Genomic DNA, 21,799 nt, shown 5'->3' on the forward strand with positions numbered 1-21,799 from the left:
TCCTTGGTTCAAAAAGCCTCTTCCAAAAATAACCGAGAGTAAAGGCTTCCATTTGCTACATAACAGTAATTTAAAAAAATTATATTTCACAGAAAAAACCTACACTAAATATCATTTATGAAAGAAATTTGGCTTCAAAATTTCATTCGGATACGGTTTATGATAAATGTGGGTGGTAGCTGGAGATAATGGTGGAATAAGCCATACCCAATTACCTGTTACAACACGACCACAAGCAGCTTCTTGCTTCTCAAATTGCTGAAATTGTTGTGCAGCAGTATGGTGATCAACAATACTAACTCCATGTTTTTTAAAGGAGTGTAGTACGGCAATATTCAACTCAATTAACGCCTTATCTTTCCATAACGTACCATTTCTCGATGTATCTAAATCCATCATCTCCGCAACAGCTGGAAGTAAATTATAACGATCATGATCTGCTAAGTTGCGCGCCCCAATTTCTGTTCCCATATACCATCCATTGAACGGAGCGGCTGTATAAGAAATACCGCCAATTTCTAAGCACATATCTGAGATCATTGGAACCCCATACCATTTTACTCCAAGTGATGAAATAGGGTATTCTGGGTGTTCAATTGGCACTTCTTTTACTTCTTCTCTCGGAATTTCTTTATATGTAGGCGCCTTCCCGTTTATAGAGAACACAAGTGGCAATACATCGAAATTCGTACCTTCCCCTTGCCAACCAAGCTCCTGACAAAAGTCTGTAAATGTAGCGGAATGAGAGTCACCAATCACTCCCGTCTCTGTTTTATATCCTGCATATCGAATCAATTGGTGATTATAAATTCTTATATTATTTTCCTCACCTTGATATTGCTTAAAAATCGTAATGGTTGGTTTAACTTTCCCGTCGTTCGTTGCATATTTAATATGATGAATTAATGCATTATATACACCCTCTTCATCATTTACTTCGCGCGCATCTAATATGTGCATCTTACTCCAAAATAGTCTTCCAATACATCTATTACTGTTACGCCATGCCATTCGTGAACCATGAACAAGTTCTTCAAATGTATGCTCATATGTCCCTGTCTGCTCTATCTCAATTTGAATTTCTTTTATACGTTCTTCTATCAATTGTTCTTTATGAAGCTCCTTATAACAAGTCGTAATAAAATTACTTGCTTCCTCTATTAATTGTTTCGTTTTACTCATAAACTATCTCCTTCTATTTCAACAAAACCCTGCTACTTTACAGTATAAGCAAAAAGGATAGGAGTCACAAATGAAAGTGAGAGTGTTACTTTTATTGTAATATTTTTCAGAAAATTAATAGACTTACTATTGACTTATATGGAAAATGGGTGTATTTTTGACTAAGGTAAAGTATTTTTACCTAGACCAACTTTTTAAATCGAAAGGAGGTAATGTTATGTCTTCATTTCAATTGCCAAAGCTTTCATATGACTATGATGAACTAGAGCCACATATTGATAGCAATACACTTTCCATTCATCATGGAAAGCACCATGCGACATACGTAAACAATTTAAATGCTACTTTAGAAAATTATACTGAATTACATAATAAATCTTTAGAAGAATTGCTATGTAATTTAGATGCTTTACCGAAGGAAATTGTTACAGCTGTACGAAATAACGGTGGTGGTCACTATTGTCATAGTCTTTTTTGGGAAGTGATGAGCCCACGAGGTGGCGGTGAGCCTAATGGAGACGTTGCAAAAGTAATTGATTATTATTTCAATACCTTTGACAACTTAAAAGATCAACTTTCCAAAGCAGCTATTAGTCGTTTTGGAAGTGGCTATGGATGGCTTGTTCTTGACGGTGAGGAACTCTCTGTTATGAGTACACCAAATCAAGATACACCTTTGCAAGAAGGGAAAATCCCCTTACTCGTAATTGATGTATGGGAACATGCTTATTATTTAAAGTATCAAAATAGGCGCCCAGAGTTTGTTACCAACTGGTGGCATACAGTAAACTGGGACCAAGTAAACGAGAAGTATTTACAAGCAATTCAATCACAAAAACATTAGTCGTACGTATAAGGTAAATTTGGTAATGTAAAATCAGTATTGTCGAAATCCTCCAGAATCCCCCGGATTGCCACCGGGGGATTTATGATTACTTCATTGTATTTATATAATGTTTTAAAATATTTTTTATTTCTAGTTTCAGCTCTCGGAACAAAAATCCAAATTCACGAGCCTTTCCATTATGTAACGTACAGTTAGTTACCTCATTATAAGGAGCTATATTTTCCCCACCTTCCTGAATGAGTGCTTTTATTCCCGTCCTCTCTTCTATAAAATGAATAATTTCTTCCGTAGAAACTACACCATTACTACATGCGTTAATTGGTCCTCTCACATTTTCCATTCCGCACCAAGCTAGAAACTCTCCCGCTTCTTTTTCATGTATAAATGACAAAGTTCCATCTACATGATCCATAGCGATAGGTTTTTGGTTCACGATACATTCAACGTAAAATTGTAACCTTTTCGTATAATCATTTTCTCCAATAACAACTGGAAAACGTACTGCAACGACTGGGAATGTTGCATATTGAAATAAAACCGCTTCGGCTAATCTCTTTCCTTCACTATAATTAAAATCATTCCTATCTCCATATGTAATTGCATATTCATTTGGATTAAAGTCCTCTTCTAACAAGCTTAATGCAGGTTCATAGACAGCCATTGAAGATGTCATAACGTATTTCTTCGTTTTCCCTCGTAACACTTCACATACTATCTTTGCTGCATTCGAGCTATAGCATAAATTATCGTATACAATATCATAACTTTTTCCTTCTAGACGCTCTTCTAGTAGCTTTCCATCTTCTCTATCGACAATTATTCTTTTTACTGCATTACCAAAAGAATCTTCGGTAATTCCCCTCGTGGCAATTGTTACATCGTGTCCAGCTTGCAAAAGGTACTCTACTAAATGTTTACCAAAAAATCTTGTTCCTCCTAGCACCAACACTTTCTTCAATTTCATCACCCCCATTTTCATGATTTATAAGATACCACCTCTTTTATTATAAAACGCTAATATATAAAAAAGCATGAAATCAGTTTAACGATTCCATGCCTTTATGCAGATAATATATTAACGTACTCGATATTTATAAATACAATAACAGAAGTACAAAATAGAAATTACTGATACATAAACCCATAGTTCATATACAAATCCCTCTCCCCACACTCCCATAAAATAAAAGAGTGAAGGTAAAGTCAATGTTACCCATGATTGTACGAAGGCAATCCTTCCAAGATATTGATTAATGTTCTTCTTTTGTGTATTTAATACAAAGAATAAATACCAAAGTAATGCCCACATAAACCACGTTAACGCATTAACAACATCATGGAATTGAACAAATGAAACAACCATATAGAATAAGGCTATAATTGCTACCCAAATACAAAACCATCCTAGACCACTACTATCCATTCCTTTTATAAAAGTAACACCTACATATAAATAAGTTAATCCAAATAAGAAAGTAGCCGCATATGAATACACTGTCCAATTGCTTTGGTCAGAAATCATGATCAAATAAAACGGAATAATAATTTGTAGTGCACCCACAAATAAATTAAAAACACCCGCACTTTTCATCTCTGCTTTCCCTAATATAACAAGACTATTTAAAAATAAAGCTGCCCCTGAAAGTAATAATCCTACATAACCCATATATATTCGTGTGAAAATCTTTACCTTTCACACTTTTAACCTCCCCACACTATAAAGTGATACTTATATTATTTTTCTTCCCATTTAAAACTACATACATAATTTTTCATCCAAATAAGTCAGACCTCCTACCTCAAAAAGGAGCGAACTTAAAACGCTTTCAATAATAAATAATCCTATTAAAACATGAACTAGGATTCCTTGATTATAAACGGACTCTAACAATGATACAAGTGTTGGAATACTTTTCAATAATACGCTTTCAATTTCTATAAAAAATTAATAAAATAATACATTCCTCTATCTCATTCTACTACCTTCTAGCATACGATATTGTAAAATCATATCATTTAAAACAGCGAACGTTCTTTTCTAGGTTCGCTAATAAACTTAATAAAAAATGACCTCTTGCTTTTATGCAAAGGTCATTTTTTTATATTCATCATTAAACTTCTAAATAGCCATTTTTATTATTTGATTGCCATTTCCAAGAATCTGCACACATTTCTTCTAATCCGCGTGTTGCCTCCCAGCCTAATTCACGCTTTGCTTTCGATGCATCAGCAAAACATACTGCCACATCCCCTGGGCGACGCTCTGTAATTTTATAAGGAACTTTCTTGCCCGAAACTTTTTCAAACGTTTCAACCATCTCTAGTACACTATAGCCCATGCCTGTTCCCAGGTTATAAGCATCTACTCCTGTTGTACTCAGTACTTTCTCAAGCGCCTTTACATGACCATTTGCTAAGTCCACAACATGGATGTAATCACGGACTCCTGTTCCATCTTTCGTTGGATAGTCATTTCCGAATACGCTTAATTCTTTTAACTTACCTACTGCTACTTGCGTTACATATGGCATTAAGTTATTTGGGATTCCATTTGGATCTTCTCCGATACGCCCACTTTCGTGTGCACCAAATGGATTGAAATAGCGAAGTAATGCGATACTCCATTCTGCATCTGCAAATGCTACATCACGCATAATTTGCTCAATCATTAATTTCGTTTGACCATATGGATTTGTTGCACTTAATGGAAACTCCTCCGTAATCGGTGATGTTTCTGGGATACCATATACAGTTGCAGATGAACTAAAGATCATCTTCTTTACATTATGTTTCTGCATTACTTCACATAGCACTAACGTGCTTGTAATGTTGTTATGATAATATGTTAATGGAATCGCTACTGACTCCCCTACAGCTTTAAATCCTGCAAAGTGAATAACTGCTTCAATTGCATTTTCTTCAAAAATTGCGTCAAGCGCTTCGCGATTTAAAACATCTTCTTTATAAAACTTAAATTGTTTTCCTGTTATTTCTTTCACTCGATTTATAGATTCTACCGAGCTATTCGAAAGATTATCCACTACTATAACTTCGTAACCGCTATTTAGTAATTCTACACATGTATGACTACCAATATATCCTGCTCCACCTGTTACAAGTATTGCCATAATTATAGTCCTCCATATTTCATTCATTATAAACTTCTCAAAGTATATCACATATTTCTTATCCTATGTTTAACATGCGAACACAGAAACTTACATTTTATCCCATAATAATTTTATAACATATACGATTCTAATCAGGTAATAAAAAAAACGCCACATAATAAAAATTATGTGGCGTTTTTTTATTAAATTACGTAACAATATACACTTAGAAAATGCGCAAGACTACCTAATAATACAAAAACATGAAAAATTTCATGATGCCCCATATATTTAAACTCTAACCATTTTGGCTTTGTTCCATAAATAAATCCACCAATTGTATAAAAAATGCCCCCAAGTACTAAGAAAATAATGCCTCCTGTACTTAAATTCTCAGCTAACGGTGCAAAAAATAAAACAATTAACCAACCCATCGTAATATAAATTGCTGTCGATAACCATCTTGGACAATTAAACCAAAACATTTTAAATACAATGCCACAAATCGCAGTTGCATAGACTAAACAAAATAATAGTAAACCACTTGCTGAATTTAATGTAATTAAGCAAAAGGGTGCATATGTACCTGCAATTAATATAAAAATCATAGAATGATCTAACTTCCTAAAGAAGTAAATAACACGCTCATTGGCCACAACACTATGATATACAGCTGACGCCGTATAAAGGACCATCATTCCAATACCAAATAAAATAACAGCTGTAATTGCAGCAAATGATGGCATCTTGATAGAAACTTTCACAAGCATAGCTAATAAGGCAATAAATGATAATATCGCTCCACCTAAGTGAGTAAATGCATTAACTGGTTCCCTTACATAAGCATTCATAATAACACCCCTCATATAATTACATGTAGTTTTGATAACTACATGTAATTATATACACATTTCTTTTTAAGGTCAACATTTACAATTCATTTGTTTCGTAATACCATATTTAAAGATATATTAATTAGACATTAAGTTCCGCTAAGTTATAAAAGTGAGGGATTCTACGTGGAAAATATAAATGAATTACTTGAGACATTGCATTTAGAAAAAAATATTAAACTTGAGGATATTCCAAATGTTGACTTATATGTAGATCAAGTTGTCCAACTATTTGAGAATACTTATGCAGATACAACGAGAACTGATGATGAAAAAGTATTAACAAAAACGATGATTAATAATTACGCAAAAGGGAAACTATTCATCCCTATCAAAAATAAAAAGTATTCAAAAGAACATATGATTTTAATTAGCCTAATTTATCAATTAAAGGGAGCTCTCTCCATTAACGACATAAAAAGTTCATTAGAAACTATAAATGACTCCTTATTAAATGATGATTCATTCGAATTAAATACGTTATACAAAAATTATCTTGCTCTTACTGAAAGCAATGTCGAAAGCTTTAAACAAGACGTAAATAACCGTGTTACAGAAGTAAATGAGATTTCTTCCTTAGAAGATACAAAGCTAGAAAAATTTCTACTACTAACATCCTTCGTGACTATGAGTAATATGTATAGACGTTTAGCGGAGCAACTAGTGGATAATTTAAAAGAATCATAAATAAAAAACTATCCACCTATTAAAGTGAAGTGACCCCCGAAAAGGGGACACCAATCAAAACACCTAAACCACTTGTTCCCTAAATTCTTTAGGGGATAGGTGGTTTAATTTTTCTTGAATTCGCACACAATTGTAGTAATGAATGTATTCTAGCACAATCTTTTGCACAGTTGTGTTGGATACTTTTGTTATCTCTTGTGAATAGAAGGCTTCACTTTTTAAATGACCAAAGAAGCTTTCCATGACGGCATTATCATGGCAATTTCCTCTCCGGGACATGCTGGTGATCATGCCGTTTTCTTTGGCATACGCTTGAAATTCTTTTGCTGTATAAATACTTCCTTGATCTGAGTGAAGAAGGACATCTTTTACTTTTCGCCCTCTCATTGCTTGTTTTAATGTCTTCATCGCTAATGTCAGTGTTTGTGATTCGCTGATGACACAACTAATAATTTCACGATTAAAGGCATCCATAATCGTTGATAAATACAAGGTACGCTCTCCAAATAAGAGATACGTCACATCCGTAAACCACTTTTCATTTGGTCTGGATGCATCGAATTGGCGCTCCAATCGATGAGGGGATACCATTGGCTCCGTACCATTGATATATTTCTTTTTCTTTCGACGTACTTTTGAAAGAATGTGATTTTGTCTCATGATTCGTAATACTTTTTTATGATTGACACACAGTCCCATTTTTCGAAGAGTAGCGGTCACTCTTCGATATCCATACCGGAATTTATGCCTAAGACAAACGTCCTTTACTTTCTCTTCTATACCATCTTTCAAATCTTCCGTTCGTTGTAACCAACGATAAAATGTGGAACGGGGTAATTCTAATACGTTACACAATTCTTTTACCGTTATTTTTGTTTTTACATTTTCCCATAAAGCAACTACAGTTTCTGGTTTCAGCCCCTTTCGATTTCCAGATACTTTCCCCATACAAGTAATTTTGTTTTTAGATGTTTATTTTCTAAACGTATCTGTTCTAATTCACTGAGCTCTTTTGGTCCTTTTCCATAAGAATATTGTTTTCCTACAGGTTGTTGAAAACGATACGTTTGATCTGTACGATACCATTTCATCCATGTCTTAATTTGGGAAACATTTTTAATTCCGAGTTTCTCCATAATTGTACGATTTGAGTAGCCGTCTTTCTTCATTTCAATCACTTTCCACTTTGTTTCTTCTGGGTAATGAACTCTTGTCTTCAAACGAAAAACACCTCCAATGAATTTGCATACTTAGTATGCGAATTCAGGAGGTGTTTTTTTCATGTACCACTATTCGGGTTCACTTCAGAGGGACCCGTTTTTTTTAATGGGCAGTAAGACCCCCACCTCAAAATTCAGCGAAAGCAAAGAAGTTAGGTGGGGGTCGGGCTACCCATAAAAGTCCGATTGGTGAGGGCTGATAATCAGTGGGTGATGAAGAAAACCCCCACTGATTAAAGTTTCACTTTATTTGCTTCCTTTTAATAATCGTAAGCCATTCAAAATGACAAGAATCGTACTTCCTTCATGGCCAATAACACCGAATGGAAGAGCTAAAAATTGTAAGAAGTTTGAACAAATTAGCATGGCAATAACGGCTAGCGAAAAGATTACGTTTTGCTTCACAATACGGTTCATTCGTTTTGATAGACGGATCGCTTGAGAAAGACGAGATAGTTCGTTTTTCATCAGTACAACATCCGCAGTTTCTAAAGCTACATCTGTTCCTTCTCCCATTGCGACACCAATGCTAGCAGTAGCTAGTGCAGGTGCATCATTTATACCGTCTCCGACCATTGCTACTGTACCGTATTTTTCTTTTAACTTTTTAATCGTTTCAACTTTTGTTTCTGGTAAACATGATGCGTAATATTCTTTTATATTACTTTCAGAGGCAATAGCTTTTGCCGTCTCTTCATTATCGCCAGTAATCATAATTGCTTCGACACCAATGCTTTGCAATTCATGAATAGCAACTATTGTTTCTTGGCGAAGCGTATCTTTTAAAGCGATAAGTCCAAGAATGCCTCCTTCATCACTAATATAAACGACAGTTTTACCTTCCTTTTCAAGTGAGGCAGAAATACCATTATGAAATGTTTTGGTTTCTTCACCGATAAAATCAGCTTTACCTATTTTATAAGCAGTGTTTTCCAATATTCCTTTTAGCCCAAAACCAGTTACATCTTCAACCTTTTCTGGTTTTTTTAATGTAATGTCGTACGCATGTTGTGCATATTTAACAATAGATTCAGCTAAAGGATGTGTAGAGTGACTTTCAATGGATGCTGTAATAGAAAGTACTTCTTTTTCTGTTATATTTTCTCGAACATATACATCTGTTACGGTAGGTTTACCTTCCGTTAATGTACCTGTTTTATCAAAGGCGATTGCTTTTACTGAAGCGAGACGTTCTAAATGTACGCCACCTTTAAAGAGAATCCCATTTCTCGCTCCGTTAGAAATTGCAGATAACGTTGCTGGTGTAATGGCAGCAACGAGTGCACAAGGAGATGCGACTACAAGTAAGATCATAGCGCGATAAAACGTTTCATTCCAGCTCCAGTCAAGTAAGAAATGAGGAACGAACATCATAAGCGCAACAACGAGTAGTACACCTTTTACGTATGTTCCTTCAAACTTTTCGATGAATAGTTGTGATGGTGATTTTTCACTTTGTGCACTTTGGACGAGACGGATAATCTTTTGGAATAATGTTTGATCGCTCGGCTTCGTAATTTTAACTTCGATAGCACCACGTAAATTTACAGTACCGGCAAATACTTCATCGCCATGTCTTTTCTCATTTGGAATAGGTTCTCCTGTGATTGCTGCCTCATCGATATTTGTTTCACCGTTATGAATTGTACCGTCAGCAGGAACACGTTCACCTGGTTTAATTAAAATAATGTCGTTAATTTGTAACTCTCCAACAGGAACACGTTCCTCAGTTCCGGTGGAAATACGTAATGCTTCTTCAGGTTGTAAGTCAAGAAGAGCGGAAATTTCTTTTTGGCTCTTACTTAACGTATAAGATTCCATAGCACCGCTGAGCGCAAAGATGAAGATTAAAATAGCCCCTTCTGCCCAATAGCCAATAATTGCAGCACCAATAGCTGCAAAGAGCATTAGCATTTCAACATTTAGCTCTTTTTCTTCAATCGTATCTTCAATTCCTTCTTTCGCTTTTGCATATCCACCAACTATATAAGCAAGGATATAGCAAGTAATACCTACATTCATTGCATCGTTCTTTGTGAATAACCAACCAACTAAAATAAAAATACCAGATGCTACTGCAAATACAAGTTCATAATGTTTTTTTAATGTGTCCCATAGAGAGGGATGAGAAATTGTTTCTTTTGCGTGTAACGTTTTTACTTCTGAGTTCATTACTACTCGCTCCTTCCGAATTCTTATTGAGAAAAATAATCAAAATCGAAACCCCTATAAAACGACGAAAGCTGCCATCCATAATGGATAGCAGCATTTCTGTTGAATCTGTTTTTAATAGTTATTATGTTGTAATTATTCTATAGTATATCATATGTTTTTATGAGATGGTACGGTTTTGTTTCAAGTATAAACGGAAAACTTGTGTTTTCGCAATTCCTCTGGTATATATGAATATTGTTCATAAAAGATCGGAAAGGAAGATAACAAGTGAAGACAGAGAAATTTTTTACCCATCCGATTGGCGTATTTATTGCTGCGATAGTAGCAACTTTTTTATGGGGAAGCGCATTTCCTTTTATTAAATTAAGTTATGTTGAACTTGGAATTCAACCACAAGAAGTTGGAGAGCAAATATTATTTGCCGGTTATCGTTTCCTTTTATCTGGAGTCATGCTCTTATTATTCTTTAAAATGTTAGGAAAAGATATGAGCTTCAAAAAAGGAACGGGGAAACAGTTAATACAAATTGGTTTATTCCAAACGTTTCTTCAATATATCTGTTTTTATATTGGAATGAGTTATAGTTCGGGAATTGAAGGAGCTATCATTTCAGGGACATCATCATTCTTTCAAATTTTACTCGCCCATTTTTTATATAAAGATGATGCCCTCAATATGAGAAAAATAATTGGGGTATCAATTGGTTTTTGTGGCGTCATTTTAGTAAATGTGCCGAGTGATGGTAGCTTATCATTTCATTTTGGAATCGGAAGCTTGTTACTTCTTAGTGCAGCAATGCTGTATTCATATGGAAACATATTAGCAAAAGAAGGTAGTAAAACATTAGATGTTGGCTATATGACAGCATACCAAATGATGTTTGGTTCTATAGGATTATTATGTATAGGGGCTTTACAAGTTGGAGTAATGCCATTTACATTTAGTCTACATGCACTACTTATGCTGATTTATTTATCTTTCTTATCTGCAGCTGGTTTTTGCATTTGGAATACAATTATGAAATACAACAAGGTTGGAAAAGTATCTATGTATATGTTCTTTATACCCGTATTTGGTGTATTATTATCGAGCATGATTTTAGGTGAAGCAATTCATTCATTTGTGCTATTCGGTTTAGCGTGTGTAGCCGCGGGAATTATTGTGGTAAATCGAACGCCAGCTAAGCAAAAAATGGAGCAAGAAAAACAAGTGGCATAGAGAGCAGAAAAGCGATTACAATGGAAGAACAGTACTGTTCTTCTTTTTTTTTGTAGAAAAAGGATAATAGACTAAGTGTAACGAAAAAAGATACAAAAAGCATTTATTGAGGAGAACATATTATGAATCTACTTTACGTGTTGTTAATTGGGCAAATACTTCTTTTTTTAATTGGTGCAATTTATGCAATACGGCAGACAAAAAGAACAAAAGATAATATGCCGTTACCTTTAGCAATCCGTCTTATTCTTAGTTTTTCTTTAACAGGTAGTGCAATTTGGATATGGGTACAAGATCCATCTGTAGAGTATAGTACGTGGGTTGCACTTGGTATGACTTTATCCACTGTGGGAGATTTGTTTATGGCTGGGCTGATTCCAATTGGTCACAGGTTAATTGGTGGGATGGTTACTTTCGCTCTTGCTCATTGTTTTTATGTAAAAGCATTTTTGCAAACAGGAATTTCGTGGAATGGTTTTTGGATTGGCTTACTCGTATATGGGCTCTTTCTAATTGTAGGATGGTTCTTCTTTATCCGAAATGATAAACAGGATAAATTGTTTACGATAGGAGCTCTAATTTACGGATTGTGGGTTGGAGGAATGGCTTGCTTTGCATTCGCCTTATATTATGAAAATACAGGAATATGGTGGATACCAGCGTTTGGTGGTTTACTGTTTGTGATTTCTGATTTCATTATTGGCGTGACAGATATCGGAGGGCGTAAATTGAAGTATGAGCCACTTTGGATTTGGTTTACATATGTAGCTGCTCAAATGTGTATTGTATATGTGGGATTATAAAAAGATACTCTCAAAATAGTGGATAGACTATTTTGAGGGTATCTTTTTTGCTTGTTTAATTTGATCAGTATTATTATTTTAAAATTTATAATTTTACAATTAATAATTTTGTAGAAAATCATCAGTTGTATTATTTATAATAAAAGTAAAAAGATGATGAGATGGTGAAATGATGCAAAAGAAAAAACGTTGGCGTGAATTCTTTGGAACTATTGCAATTGCATGTTTATTGGTGTTTTTGGCGAAAATTTTTGTGTTTTTCCCTACGACTGTAAAAGGAGCATCTATGAGGCCAACGTTGAAAGATGGAGATAAGGTGATTGTTAATAAGTTAGCAAAACAATTTGAAAGCTATGGGAGAGAAGACATTATTGTTGTGAAAACAGATAATTTTTATGTCAAAAGAGTGATTGGATTGCCTGGAGATATAATTGAGATGAGAAATGATCAATTATATGTAAATTCTGAAGTGGAAGATGAAGAGTATTTGGATAGTAATAAAAAACAAGCAGAAAAAAAACTTATGAATTTAACAGAGGACTTTGGACCGATTACAGTTCCTAAAAATAAGATTTTTGTTATGGGAGATAATCGCTTAATAAGTAAAGATAGTAGAAATGGTTTAGGTTTTATTGATAGAGAAGATGTGTTAGGAAAGTTAGCAGGCGTTTATTATCCGTTTGAACATATGAAAATAATAAAGTAAAAAAACCAAGCAAATTTTAGTTTGCTTGGTTTTTTTGTTAAACAGTAGGAGATTCGTTAGATACAAAGGTATCTTCATATTTCTTTGTAGTACTTAAAACGAATTTATTTTGTAGCAATTGTAGTTTAAATAACGCCAAAGGATCATGATATGTTTCTGGATTGCTTCTTAGCGTTGCTAATGTTTGCTCGTCTTCCTTTATCTCAAGTTGAGCTGCATCTACATTTTGTTTCAATATGTTAAGTGGATCTTTGAAGAACATCATGATATCACGTTCTAATGCACCTTCAAATACTTCAAATTGAAGGAAGAATTGTTTTGAAATTGTGTGAGCAATTTCTGTATAGTCTTCTGTTTCAATATATTGTTTATATTTGTTGGCGAGCATAGATTGGTTTTTTTGCATATTACCAAATAATTTTCCGGCACTTTTTAAGAAAAACTGTGTCGGTGTAAAGCGTAATAAAATATTGATGTTCGTTACTGTAATTCGATTTGTCATTCGTACAACATCTCGATTCCAATCATCTAATAATTTGAAATCGCAAGGAAGTTTCATACGTTCTTCTTTATATAATTTATTAAATGTTTCACTCATTTCATCTAAATAAGCTTGAGCTTGAATAAATTCATTATGTGCTGTTTCAATCCATTCTTGAATAGAACCAGTAAATTTAGGAAGAAGTACCTGTTGTACATGCTTTTGAACTCGTTCATTCATTGCAGCATTTAATTCTTCATGAACTAGTTTGAAATCACTATCTTCTTGAACAAGATCAGAGCAGCTCTGTAATAATTCAGGAATTTGAGAATGTATATCTCGTGTAATTTCTTCTTTCATTAAAAGATAGGATTCGGTAATAGAGCGAATTTTATCTTTTTCAAGAGCAGTAAGGTTATTAATAAATCCAGTAAGTTTCACTGAGATGTGTTTATTCCAGCGTACGGATTTTACTAATGTATTTTCTAATTCCACACGTTCATTTATGAGATAAGCAATTGTCTTTTGCGTAAACCATATTAGCTTTTCTATACGTTCTTTTTCTATATCGCGTTTTGCAAGATTAGAGAGAATAGATTCTGTTACATCTCCAAGTTGCTGGCTACTCTCTTGCGAAGGAGAGTATGGGAAGAATTGTGCATCTGGAAAATGTGCTTTAAGTTTATTAATTAGTTTTTCATTAGTAGTCGTATTATTTGTATGTAATACGAAGTGAATTTGTAAGTTTGGTACTTGTTCACGTAAATAAATTAACGTATCAATTTCTTCACTATGCAATGGTGAAGAAGAATTTAATACGTAAACAAGGCTATCTGCTGCTTGTAAGTATTCAAAGTATGCATTGTTTTTATCCAATTGTTCTTGAATGGATGGTGTAATAAGAAATGTAAACTTATTTTTTCTTAAAAACCTACTTGGTAGCTTAATTTCTATACATTTTTTCTCAAGTTCTGACTGAGCAGATGTAGACGTTATTTGATGGAATTCATCAAGGTTAGAGATATTTCGTATATCTAACTCGGTAAATTCTGTAATTTCAGTTTGACTAGCGTCTTTAAATAGAATAGGAGTTGTTAAAGTTTCAGTTAAGATGTTCTCTCCCAATATTGAATTAATAAATGATGTTTTATCATGGTCGCTAGTTCCAGCTATTAGTAGTGGTGTGACATTTAAATCACATAGTTCATGGACGAGTAGCGTAAATTGATGACTTAAATCTACATCATTTTTCTCAGCCCATACAGCGATTGTTTCGAATAAATGAGAAACTGTTTCCATATTTACATCTGCTTCAGCTGATGTATTAGAAAGTAAGGAACCAGCACTTTTTACAAGTAATGATTCTAAAGTTGTAGGTGAGACTTCATTCCATGCTAACACTGCTGCAGAGACAACTATAGAATCTTTTGCTTTTGTTAAACTGAACCAATTTGTTAATAAATTTGGTACAAGTCCGTTTAATTCATGCATAAAGTGATTTCCGGTAATTAATGCAAAGTATGTTTCTTGATAGCGAGTACAAATTTCATTCCAATCGTCATTATTGTCTGTTTCAATATGCAAGAATAAATGATTAATACTTTGAATCCAAGGAAGGTATAAGGATTCATGTTGATAGCTATTCCAAAGAGCAATAACAAGTTCTTTAAATTGGGCTTGATCAACAGCATATAGAGCTTTTAAAGACTCATAGAAATATTCAGGCTTAATATTTTTTGTAAATCCTTTGTTTATGTAATTTATTAACGTATCAAACCAGTGTAAAGATTGTGTTCGAATACCTTCTTGAACAGCTAGTTCGATAGCGTTGTTCCAATCTTCTTGTTTTTCATAGAAAGAACGTGCAATTGCAGTAATATTTGGGTAATCCGGTTGGAATGCAACAGCTTCACTAATCGTCTTAAAAGCGAGTCCTAAACGATCTTGTTCGATATAAAGAGAAAGAAGTTGTAAGGAAACCTCCATCGTAAGAGTTGTATCTTCCGTTTGAATAGATTGATAAATTTCTTCTGCCTTTGATAAGAATCCTAGTTCAAAATAAGCATCTGCAATATTTTTTGTCGCCCAAAGTGCAAGAGCATTATTTACTTTTTCCCATTTAAATATAGCTGCTTCAAAATCTTTATTTTGATAATAAAATTCACCTTGAGCAAATCGAATATTAGAAATGTTGGAGAATTCATTTTTAGATTCATTTATATATGCTTCACCGAGTACTTCCGATGCAGGAGTAGAAGTTTCTTCTGTTAAAAATGTTTTATAGTAAACTTTTTGAATAAATTGATTTTCAATGGTCATGTTCGTTCCCCCCTGTATAATTTAGAAAAATGATGTTGTATGTAAAAGGGTGTATGTTCTTTTAATAGGTAGAAGTTGCATTATATAGACCAAACTATGTTTTTGCTAGATATATCATTTTTCTTGAGAGTTAAACCGTTGCGAAAAGTAACTTTCCTTTATTGTAACAAAAAAACACGCATATGAATTTTTATTTTTTATCGGGTCATTTGCGTGCAGTAAGAATCTAATCTCAAAATTGGTGAATGTAAGTGAGTTATGTGGGAGTCGGGATGTCTGTAGAAGCAAGATTGGCATAGGTTAATAATTAGTAGAGGATGAACAAAACTCCCACTGATTAAAGTTTCACTTTATCTCTGTTAAAGGAAAGAATAAAAGTAGAGTTCATTATAAAAACAATGTATAGTGAATATGTATACCATGTTTGCCTTAAAGATAGAAAGGGTACAATGTGGAATAACGATCGTGCATAGGATGTGTCTTCCGAATGGAACAACATATTGGCGAGTTAATCGCGCATTATGGCTATTTTGGAATTGTTATAGCTTTGGCTGGTGGGATTGTCGGATTACCGATACCAGACGAGTTTTTATTGACCTTTGTTGGTTATAATGTTTCAAAAGGAGTTATGTCAGGAACTGCTGCTTTTTTAAGTGGGATGGCTGGTGCGATGTTAGGGATCACGTTAAGCTACATATTAGGTTTAAAACTTGGGCTCCCTGTTTTAAAGAAATATGGGCCGAAAATTAGAATTAAAGAACATCACATTGAAAAAACACATATTTTATTTGAAAAATATGGGCCATTTCTTTTAATGATTGGTTATTTTATACCGGGAGTACGTCATTTAACAGCATATTTTGCTGGGGTATCAAATTTGACACTTTGGCGTTTTTGTTTATACGCTTACGGTGGTGCGCTCATTTGGATAAGTGTTTTTATTGGGCTTGGCTGGAAGTTAGGCGAGAAGTGGCGCTTCGTTGAGTATAGTTTACATCATTATGGAATATGGATTTTATTAATTTCAGCAGTTGTTACATGTGTTGTATGGTTGTACATAAAGAAAAAGAAAAACCGCTAATAGCGGTTTTTTAGCTGAAAGCAATAAATAATACACCAGCTGTAATAAAGACTACACCAACACCGGTCATAAAGTTTAACTTTTCACCGAGGATAATCATAGCGAGAATGATAGAAAATACGACGCTTAATTTATCGACAGGAGCTACTTGTGAAACCTTTCCTGTTTTGAGGGCAAGAAAATAAAATAGCCATGACGAAGCACCTGCAACCCCACTTAATGTGATAAATAGCAGTGCTTTTTTATTTAGCAGTACGTCGCCGATATTTTGAAATTTACCTTGTATGATAATAACGCCTATCATAAATAATGCCATAATAATAGATCGAATTGTTGTTGCAACGTTTGCATCGATGCCGTCTAAACCAAACTTTCCAAAAATCGATACAAGGGCAGCAGCAATTGCTGATAATAGGGCAAATAAGAGCCACGAACTCATAGTAAAATTCCTCCAATCTTACAGTATTATACATGAAAATGATTCTCATGTATAAGGTTGAAGCAATTGAGGTTTATAGGAAGCACGACTTCAACTTAACTTCTTGCTCCACCTGAATTTTAAGGTGGGAGTTTTACTGTCTGTAAATAGTGGGCTAAATAACGAAATAACCCCCACCTTATATTTTTAATAAGGTGGGGGTTATTATACTACTCTGCAATTTCCTCATATAAAAAGTACGTTACATTATAAATATGTTCTACTTCATCGTCTGTCATAAACAGTAATTCGTCACGCTCAATCCCTTTTTTCTTTTCAATAAACTCAATCATGTTTTTGCGTTCTTCTCTCTTCATCAATTTTATTTCTCCTCTCAATCTGTTTTAATACAGTTTATTTAAGTTACTGCTATTATATAACAGAATCTTTAGAAAGTTCCACCTATTTTATTGTTTTTTTCAAAAGAACTTTTCGACAAAACAAGCCCACCTAAGGGGGCTTGTTTTATTTTATAGTCGTAAAAACTCAGGCTCCGTCGTACCGGCACCATCGATGTAATAAATTGTGTCGGGATTGATTTTGATCAGTACATAATTAGGGTCTTCAGGGCCGAGTAACCAACGTTTTAAGCTATTATTCCAAAACTTGTTTTTTAATGTCGAGTCTTCCTCGATTGAAGCCAATCCTTCAACTTCAATATAATCTTCATCTAATTTTTTCCCTTCTCGTCCGAGTAGTACATGGACATTAGGATTTTGTTCAATATCTGTTATCTTTTTTGATTGTCGATCTGTTGCAACATACAGTACAAAATCTTCATGGAAAAACATCATAAAGGCGCTATGAGGTTTCTCATTTCGTACTGTAGATAATACACCAGTACGTTGACCTTGAATAATAGTTGCGATTTTTTCTTTTAAGTGCATAATTTTAACCCCTTTTCACAATTTATAATTCTGTCTGTTTAAACAAGATAATTTAAATATCTTTCATACTGTTTTCTTCAATCCGATTTTTTAAACGTAATTGTGATGAAATCGGACAAGTTAGGAGAATAATAATAATAATATTGAGGAGAAATACATACGATGGAAGGATGAAAAAGCATGTTTAATAAAATATTTCTTATAGTAGCGCTTATAGGTGTACCACTGTCTGTGCTTGGAAAAACACTTCATTGGCCAGAAACAATTATGTTTGCTGTGTATTGTATTACGATTATCGCATTAGCTGGTTTTATGGGGAGAGCAACAGAGAGTTTAGCAATTGTTTCTGGTCCTAGAATAGGCGGGTTATTAAATGCTACTTTCGGTAATGCTGTTGAACTTATCATTTCAATTTTTGCACTTCAAGCAGGGTTAATTGAAGTGGTGTTAGCTTCTTTAACCGGTTCTGTACTTGGAAATTTATTATTGGTAGGAGGGTTATCTTTCTTTGTTGGAGGTCTTAAATACAAAAGACAAAGTTTTAATGTATATGATGCAAGGCATAATTCAGCTTTATTAATATTTGCTGTTGTTGTGGCCTTTGTTATTCCAGAGATCTTTTCAATGAAGATGGACGCTGGCAAGACGTATCAATTAAGTATAGGTGTTTCTATTATTATGATTATCATGTACCTTGCTGCATTACTATTTAAGTTAGTTACGCACCGTGGTGTATATCAACATAAAAGTGACGAAGTAGCGCATGAAGAAGAGCCAGAGTGGTCGAAAGGGAAGGCGCTCCTTATTTTAGCGATAGCAACACTGGCAGTAGCTTATGTGTCAGAGGCACTCGTGCATACTTTTGAAACTGTTGCAAAGTCATTTGGCTGGTCAGAGTTATTTATAGGGGTTATTATCGTTGCAATTGTTGGGAATGCAGCGGAACATGCGTCTGCAATTATTATGGCTTATAAAAATAAAGTAAATATTGCAGTCGAAATTGCAATAGGCTCTACATTACAAATCGCTATGTTTGTTGCTCCTGTATTAGTATTGCTATCTATGTTCTTCGCACAAAGGATGCCTTTAGTATTTACCATACCAGAACTTGTGTCTATGATTACAGCCGTTTTCTTAACGATTGCGATTTCCAATGATGGAGATACAAACTGGTTTGAAGGTGGCACTTTACTAGCGGCGTATGTCATTATGGGAATTGGTTTTTATTTATTATGAAAAATAGGCATAACAATTGCGCTCAGAGAAAACAATAAACGAAGTAGTATATATACCTACATAGGAAGGAGCCAGACAGGTGAAACGAGTATACAGCATATGCCTTTCAACTATGGTCTCGTTTATTTTATTATTTCCTAACATGAGTTTTGCAAAGACAACAGTAGGAACAAAAATGCCTTCATCTGTTTTAAATATTTCAAAAGACAATACATTTCCAAATGATGCGCAAGATTTGCCACGTTTACAACCAAGTAAATTTGCTCAAGAGCTATTGAAAACGGCTAATATTAAAATTGAAAATCCAGACTTAATTCGGATGTTTAATGAAACGACAATTTCAAATGCGCCGCTTGCAGTAGGGTATCGGGCAAAAATTTATTTAGGTCAATGGGCTTTACGTTATGAATCAGTAGACACATCGATTAATTGGGAATATAAACAAGTGAATCGAAATGTGTATGATAATCGCGGAGGAGACCGTTTATATCCACTTCGCTATAAGCAAGAAACACAAAAGACGGTTGAAGGCGATTTAACAGCAGATATGAAAGATGCTGCAGATGTGAAAAAAATGATGCTTCTCAAAGCACTTGAAAAAGTACAATTACCCCTTTCGTTTAAAACGACCATTGGTTATGGTACTGGGCATGAGCGTGTGTATAATATTAGCCCGAGTCAACTCGGATATTTATACGCTTATACACCAGCAGTAAATGAAAAAGGAAAAGTAACATTTGGAGAAGTGTATCTTGTATTAAAGGGAAATCAAAAAAGACTTGTTGTGAAAAATATTACTTCTCAAGGAATTGGAGCTGCTATTCCAATTCATGATCATTTGTATTTTAAATTCATTTCTTCTTCCCACTCGCAATAACATGAAAAAACGTCAGCTTATGAGCTGACGTTTTTTTATAATGTAATGTTTGCTGTTTTTGATAAGAAATCTTCTGTCGGATAGTAGCTGTTTTTTACAAGAACATTTGGTCCAAGACATTTTACTGCAGGACAGTGACAGCTTAATGATTTTGCTGTTTTTGAAGCGCTCCATTTTTCATACGCTTCTTGTAATGTGTTTGTTTGTATGTTTCCTAGAAGTGGAACATCACCAAAATCAGTAACGATAATATTGCCATCAAAAATATTTACATTTAAGCGTGAACGACCATCTGGATCGTTACGAACAGTTACATTTTTGCTCTCTTGTAACTTTTTAAATGTGGCAATGTCTCGCTCGTCATCGCTACAAGCATAGAAAGGTAAAGTTCCAAATAGCATCCATACATTTTCATCGCGAATTTCTAGTAAATGTTCAATCGCATCACGAATTTCAGCTTTTGTTAAAATTTCTAGATTACTCGCGAAGTCACTTGGATACATTGGATGAACTTCATGACGTTTACAGCCCATCTCTTCGACGATTTGGCGGTGAATATGTTCAATATGTGGTAGAGTTCTTTTGTTTAGCATTGTTTCGGCCGATACAAGTACACCTGCATCTGATAAAGCCTTACTATTTGTAATCATTCTTTCGAATAATTTTGCACGTTGTTCGTAAGTAGGCTTACGCTCCATCATTGCAAATCCGCCTTCAACGAAGTCATCAATTGTTCCCCAGTTATGAGAGATATGCAATACGTCTAAATAAGGAATAATCTGTTCATAACGTGCTAAATCTATAGTTAAGTTAGAGTTGATTTGAGTGCGAACGCCTCGTTCATGGGCATATTTTAAGAGTGGTGTTACATAGTTGTCGACGGATTTTTTGGAAAGCATAGGTTCTCCGCCAGTAATACTTAAAGAACGTAAATGAGGAATCTCATCTAATCGTTTTAATAAAAGATCCATCGGAAGCGGATTTGGGTCTTTCGGCTGTAACGTGTAACCAACAGCGCAATGCTCACAGCGCATATTGCATAACGTCGTCGTTGTAAATTCAACATTTGTTAATAGTAGTTTGCCGTACTCTTCAAGGTCCATATACGCTTCCCATGGATCGTAAGAAGGAGTAATCGGCTTCATTTTTTGTGATATCGTCATATGAAATACTCCTTTGACTATTGAAATAACAATTTGTCCATTCTCTATAATAGAAGAATATGTGCTTTTTATAAAGTGAAACTTTTTAGCATGAAAAGAGAGAGGGCTTACATTATAGTGGATGACTGTGACAAAATTGATGAAATTTCATGCCCATAGCAATCGTTTTTGCGGTATAATAAAAGCAACTCGAATTAAAAGGAGAGTGCCTTCATGGGAAAAGCAATTCAAGATAAAGATACACAATTAGTATATTTAAAAGAACGTTTAAATATGTTCATTGAAGTAATTGATACAATTGAACCTGAAGAAGTAGAATTAGAAGATGTAGATCGTCTTCTTGCAATGTTAGATGAATTAGAATTAAAATGTGAGCAATTTAAAAAAGACGAATAATATATTAAAAAGGCTACCAATTCCAATTTGGTAGCCTTTT

21 protein-coding genes are annotated in these 21,799 nt (G+C 34.2%); 9 read left to right on the plus strand and 12 right to left on the minus strand.

The genetic code is table 11. From position 1 onward, the window contains the following. Positions 1-111 precede the first annotated feature (111 nt). Complete coding sequence (locus F3I02_RS31230; RefSeq protein WP_196478762.1) at positions 112-1,182, minus strand: nitric oxide synthase oxygenase; 1,071 nt, start codon at positions 1,180-1,182, stop codon at positions 112-114. 217 nt (positions 1,183-1,399) lie between these two features. Between F3I02_RS31230 and sodA the strand changes: the two genes are divergently transcribed. Next, a complete protein-coding gene (sodA, locus tag F3I02_RS31235) occupies positions 1,400-2,026 on the plus strand; it encodes a superoxide dismutase [Mn] (RefSeq protein WP_000094037.1) in 627 nt (208 codons plus the stop codon). Positions 2,027-2,114: 88 nt separating this feature from the next. Here sodA and F3I02_RS31240 read toward each other — a convergent pair whose 3' ends face one another. The 4 genes from F3I02_RS31240 to trhA all read right to left on the minus strand — a co-directional run bounded on the left by F3I02_RS31240 (position 2,115) and on the right by trhA (position 5,990). Continuing rightward, a complete protein-coding gene (locus F3I02_RS31240; protein WP_102947788.1) occupies positions 2,115-3,008 on the minus strand; it encodes an NAD-dependent epimerase/dehydratase family protein in 894 nt (297 codons plus the stop codon). A gap of 96 nt (positions 3,009-3,104) precedes the next feature. Continuing rightward, positions 3,105-3,695, minus strand: coding sequence for an AmiS/UreI family transporter (locus F3I02_RS31245; RefSeq protein ID WP_000542569.1), 591 nt, complete (start codon positions 3,693-3,695; stop codon positions 3,105-3,107). 445 nt (positions 3,696-4,140) lie between these two features. Then, positions 4,141-5,157, minus strand: a complete 1,017-nt coding sequence (gene galE, locus F3I02_RS31250) for a UDP-glucose 4-epimerase GalE (protein ID WP_000996543.1) — start codon at positions 5,155-5,157, stop codon at positions 4,141-4,143. A gap of 185 nt (positions 5,158-5,342) precedes the next feature. Further along, complete coding sequence (gene trhA, locus F3I02_RS31255; protein ID WP_000995363.1) at positions 5,343-5,990, minus strand: PAQR family membrane homeostasis protein TrhA; 648 nt, start codon at positions 5,988-5,990, stop codon at positions 5,343-5,345. A gap of 168 nt (positions 5,991-6,158) precedes the next feature. Between trhA and F3I02_RS31260 the strand changes: the two genes are divergently transcribed. Beyond that, complete coding sequence (locus tag F3I02_RS31260; protein ID WP_000427881.1) at positions 6,159-6,719, plus strand: DUF1836 domain-containing protein; 561 nt, start codon at positions 6,159-6,161, stop codon at positions 6,717-6,719. Positions 6,720-6,782: 63 nt separating this feature from the next. Here F3I02_RS31260 and F3I02_RS31265 read toward each other — a convergent pair. Further along, positions 6,783-7,939 (minus strand): IS3 family transposase gene (locus F3I02_RS31265; protein WP_196477871.1). Its coding sequence is split into 2 segments (ribosomal slippage): positions 6,783-7,687 and positions 7,687-7,939, totalling 1,158 coding nucleotides; the frame shifts between segments, so codons are not numbered across the junction. Positions 7,940-8,185: 246 nt separating this feature from the next. Continuing rightward, the gene (locus F3I02_RS31270) at positions 8,186-10,111 is read right to left on the minus strand and encodes a heavy metal translocating P-type ATPase (RefSeq protein WP_196478763.1); all 1,926 of its coding nucleotides are present in this window, start codon (positions 10,109-10,111) and stop codon (positions 8,186-8,188) included. Positions 10,112-10,381: 270 nt separating this feature from the next. Between F3I02_RS31270 and F3I02_RS31275 the strand changes: the two genes are divergently transcribed. From F3I02_RS31275 to lepB, 3 genes are all read left to right on the plus strand, one after another. Beyond that, entirely contained in the window at positions 10,382-11,332 is a 951-nt protein-coding gene (locus tag F3I02_RS31275) for a DMT family transporter (RefSeq protein WP_000845712.1), read from the plus strand. Positions 11,333-11,454: 122 nt separating this feature from the next. After that, complete coding sequence (locus F3I02_RS31280) at positions 11,455-12,135, plus strand: lysoplasmalogenase (RefSeq protein WP_001051069.1); 681 nt, start codon at positions 11,455-11,457, stop codon at positions 12,133-12,135. A gap of 169 nt (positions 12,136-12,304) precedes the next feature. After that, positions 12,305-12,841 (plus strand): signal peptidase I, encoded by a 537-nt coding sequence (gene lepB, locus F3I02_RS31285; protein ID WP_002163834.1) that lies wholly within the window; start codon positions 12,305-12,307, stop codon positions 12,839-12,841. A 37-nt stretch (positions 12,842-12,878) separates the two neighbouring features. Here the strand turns inward: lepB and F3I02_RS31290 are convergent, their stop codons facing one another. After that, positions 12,879-15,641 (minus strand): tetratricopeptide repeat protein, encoded by a 2,763-nt coding sequence (locus F3I02_RS31290; protein WP_196478764.1) that lies wholly within the window; start codon positions 15,639-15,641, stop codon positions 12,879-12,881. Between the two features lie 487 nt (positions 15,642-16,128). Here F3I02_RS31290 and F3I02_RS31295 point away from each other — a divergent pair, with 487 nt between their 5' ends. Further along, on the plus strand, positions 16,129-16,722 hold the full coding sequence (locus F3I02_RS31295) for a DedA family protein (protein ID WP_000434878.1): 594 nt from the start codon (positions 16,129-16,131) through the stop codon (positions 16,720-16,722). Positions 16,723-16,732: 10 nt separating this feature from the next. Here the strand turns inward: F3I02_RS31295 and F3I02_RS31300 are convergent, their stop codons facing one another. From F3I02_RS31300 to F3I02_RS31310, 3 genes are all read right to left on the minus strand, one after another. Then, positions 16,733-17,161 carry an EamA family transporter gene (locus tag F3I02_RS31300; RefSeq protein WP_000100296.1) on the minus strand — a complete coding sequence of 143 codons (429 nt, stop codon included), beginning with the start codon at positions 17,159-17,161 and terminating at the stop codon, positions 16,733-16,735. Between the two features lie 209 nt (positions 17,162-17,370). After that, positions 17,371-17,517, minus strand: coding sequence for a BH0509 family protein (locus F3I02_RS31305; protein ID WP_000817786.1), 147 nt, complete (start codon positions 17,515-17,517; stop codon positions 17,371-17,373). A 153-nt stretch (positions 17,518-17,670) separates the two neighbouring features. Then, complete coding sequence (locus tag F3I02_RS31310; RefSeq protein WP_000550220.1) at positions 17,671-18,087, minus strand: pyridoxamine 5'-phosphate oxidase family protein; 417 nt, start codon at positions 18,085-18,087, stop codon at positions 17,671-17,673. A 180-nt stretch (positions 18,088-18,267) separates the two neighbouring features. On the opposite strand from F3I02_RS31310, the gene cax reads away from it, so the two are divergent. After that, complete coding sequence (cax, locus tag F3I02_RS31315) at positions 18,268-19,323, plus strand: calcium/proton exchanger (RefSeq protein WP_000482133.1); 1,056 nt, start codon at positions 18,268-18,270, stop codon at positions 19,321-19,323. 79 nt (positions 19,324-19,402) lie between these two features. Continuing rightward, positions 19,403-20,200: a YfkD famly protein gene (locus tag F3I02_RS31320; protein ID WP_002163835.1), complete on the plus strand. Its 798-nt coding sequence runs from the start codon at positions 19,403-19,405 to the stop codon at positions 20,198-20,200. Positions 20,201-20,235: 35 nt separating this feature from the next. Here F3I02_RS31320 and yfkAB read toward each other — a convergent pair whose 3' ends face one another. Next, positions 20,236-21,363 (minus strand): radical SAM/CxCxxxxC motif protein YfkAB, encoded by a 1,128-nt coding sequence (gene yfkAB, locus F3I02_RS31325; RefSeq protein WP_000156023.1) that lies wholly within the window; start codon positions 21,361-21,363, stop codon positions 20,236-20,238. A 213-nt stretch (positions 21,364-21,576) separates the two neighbouring features. Here yfkAB and F3I02_RS31330 point away from each other — a divergent pair, with 213 nt between their 5' ends. Continuing rightward, positions 21,577-21,759: an SE1561 family protein gene (locus F3I02_RS31330; RefSeq protein ID WP_000513558.1), complete on the plus strand. Its 183-nt coding sequence runs from the start codon at positions 21,577-21,579 to the stop codon at positions 21,757-21,759. Positions 21,760-21,799: the final 40 nt, after the last annotated feature.

It is taken from the genome of Bacillus sp. SRB3LM, from assembly GCF_015712745.1.
GTDB classification, from domain to species: Bacteria; Bacillota; Bacilli; order Bacillales; family Bacillaceae_G; genus Bacillus_A; species Bacillus_A thuringiensis_K.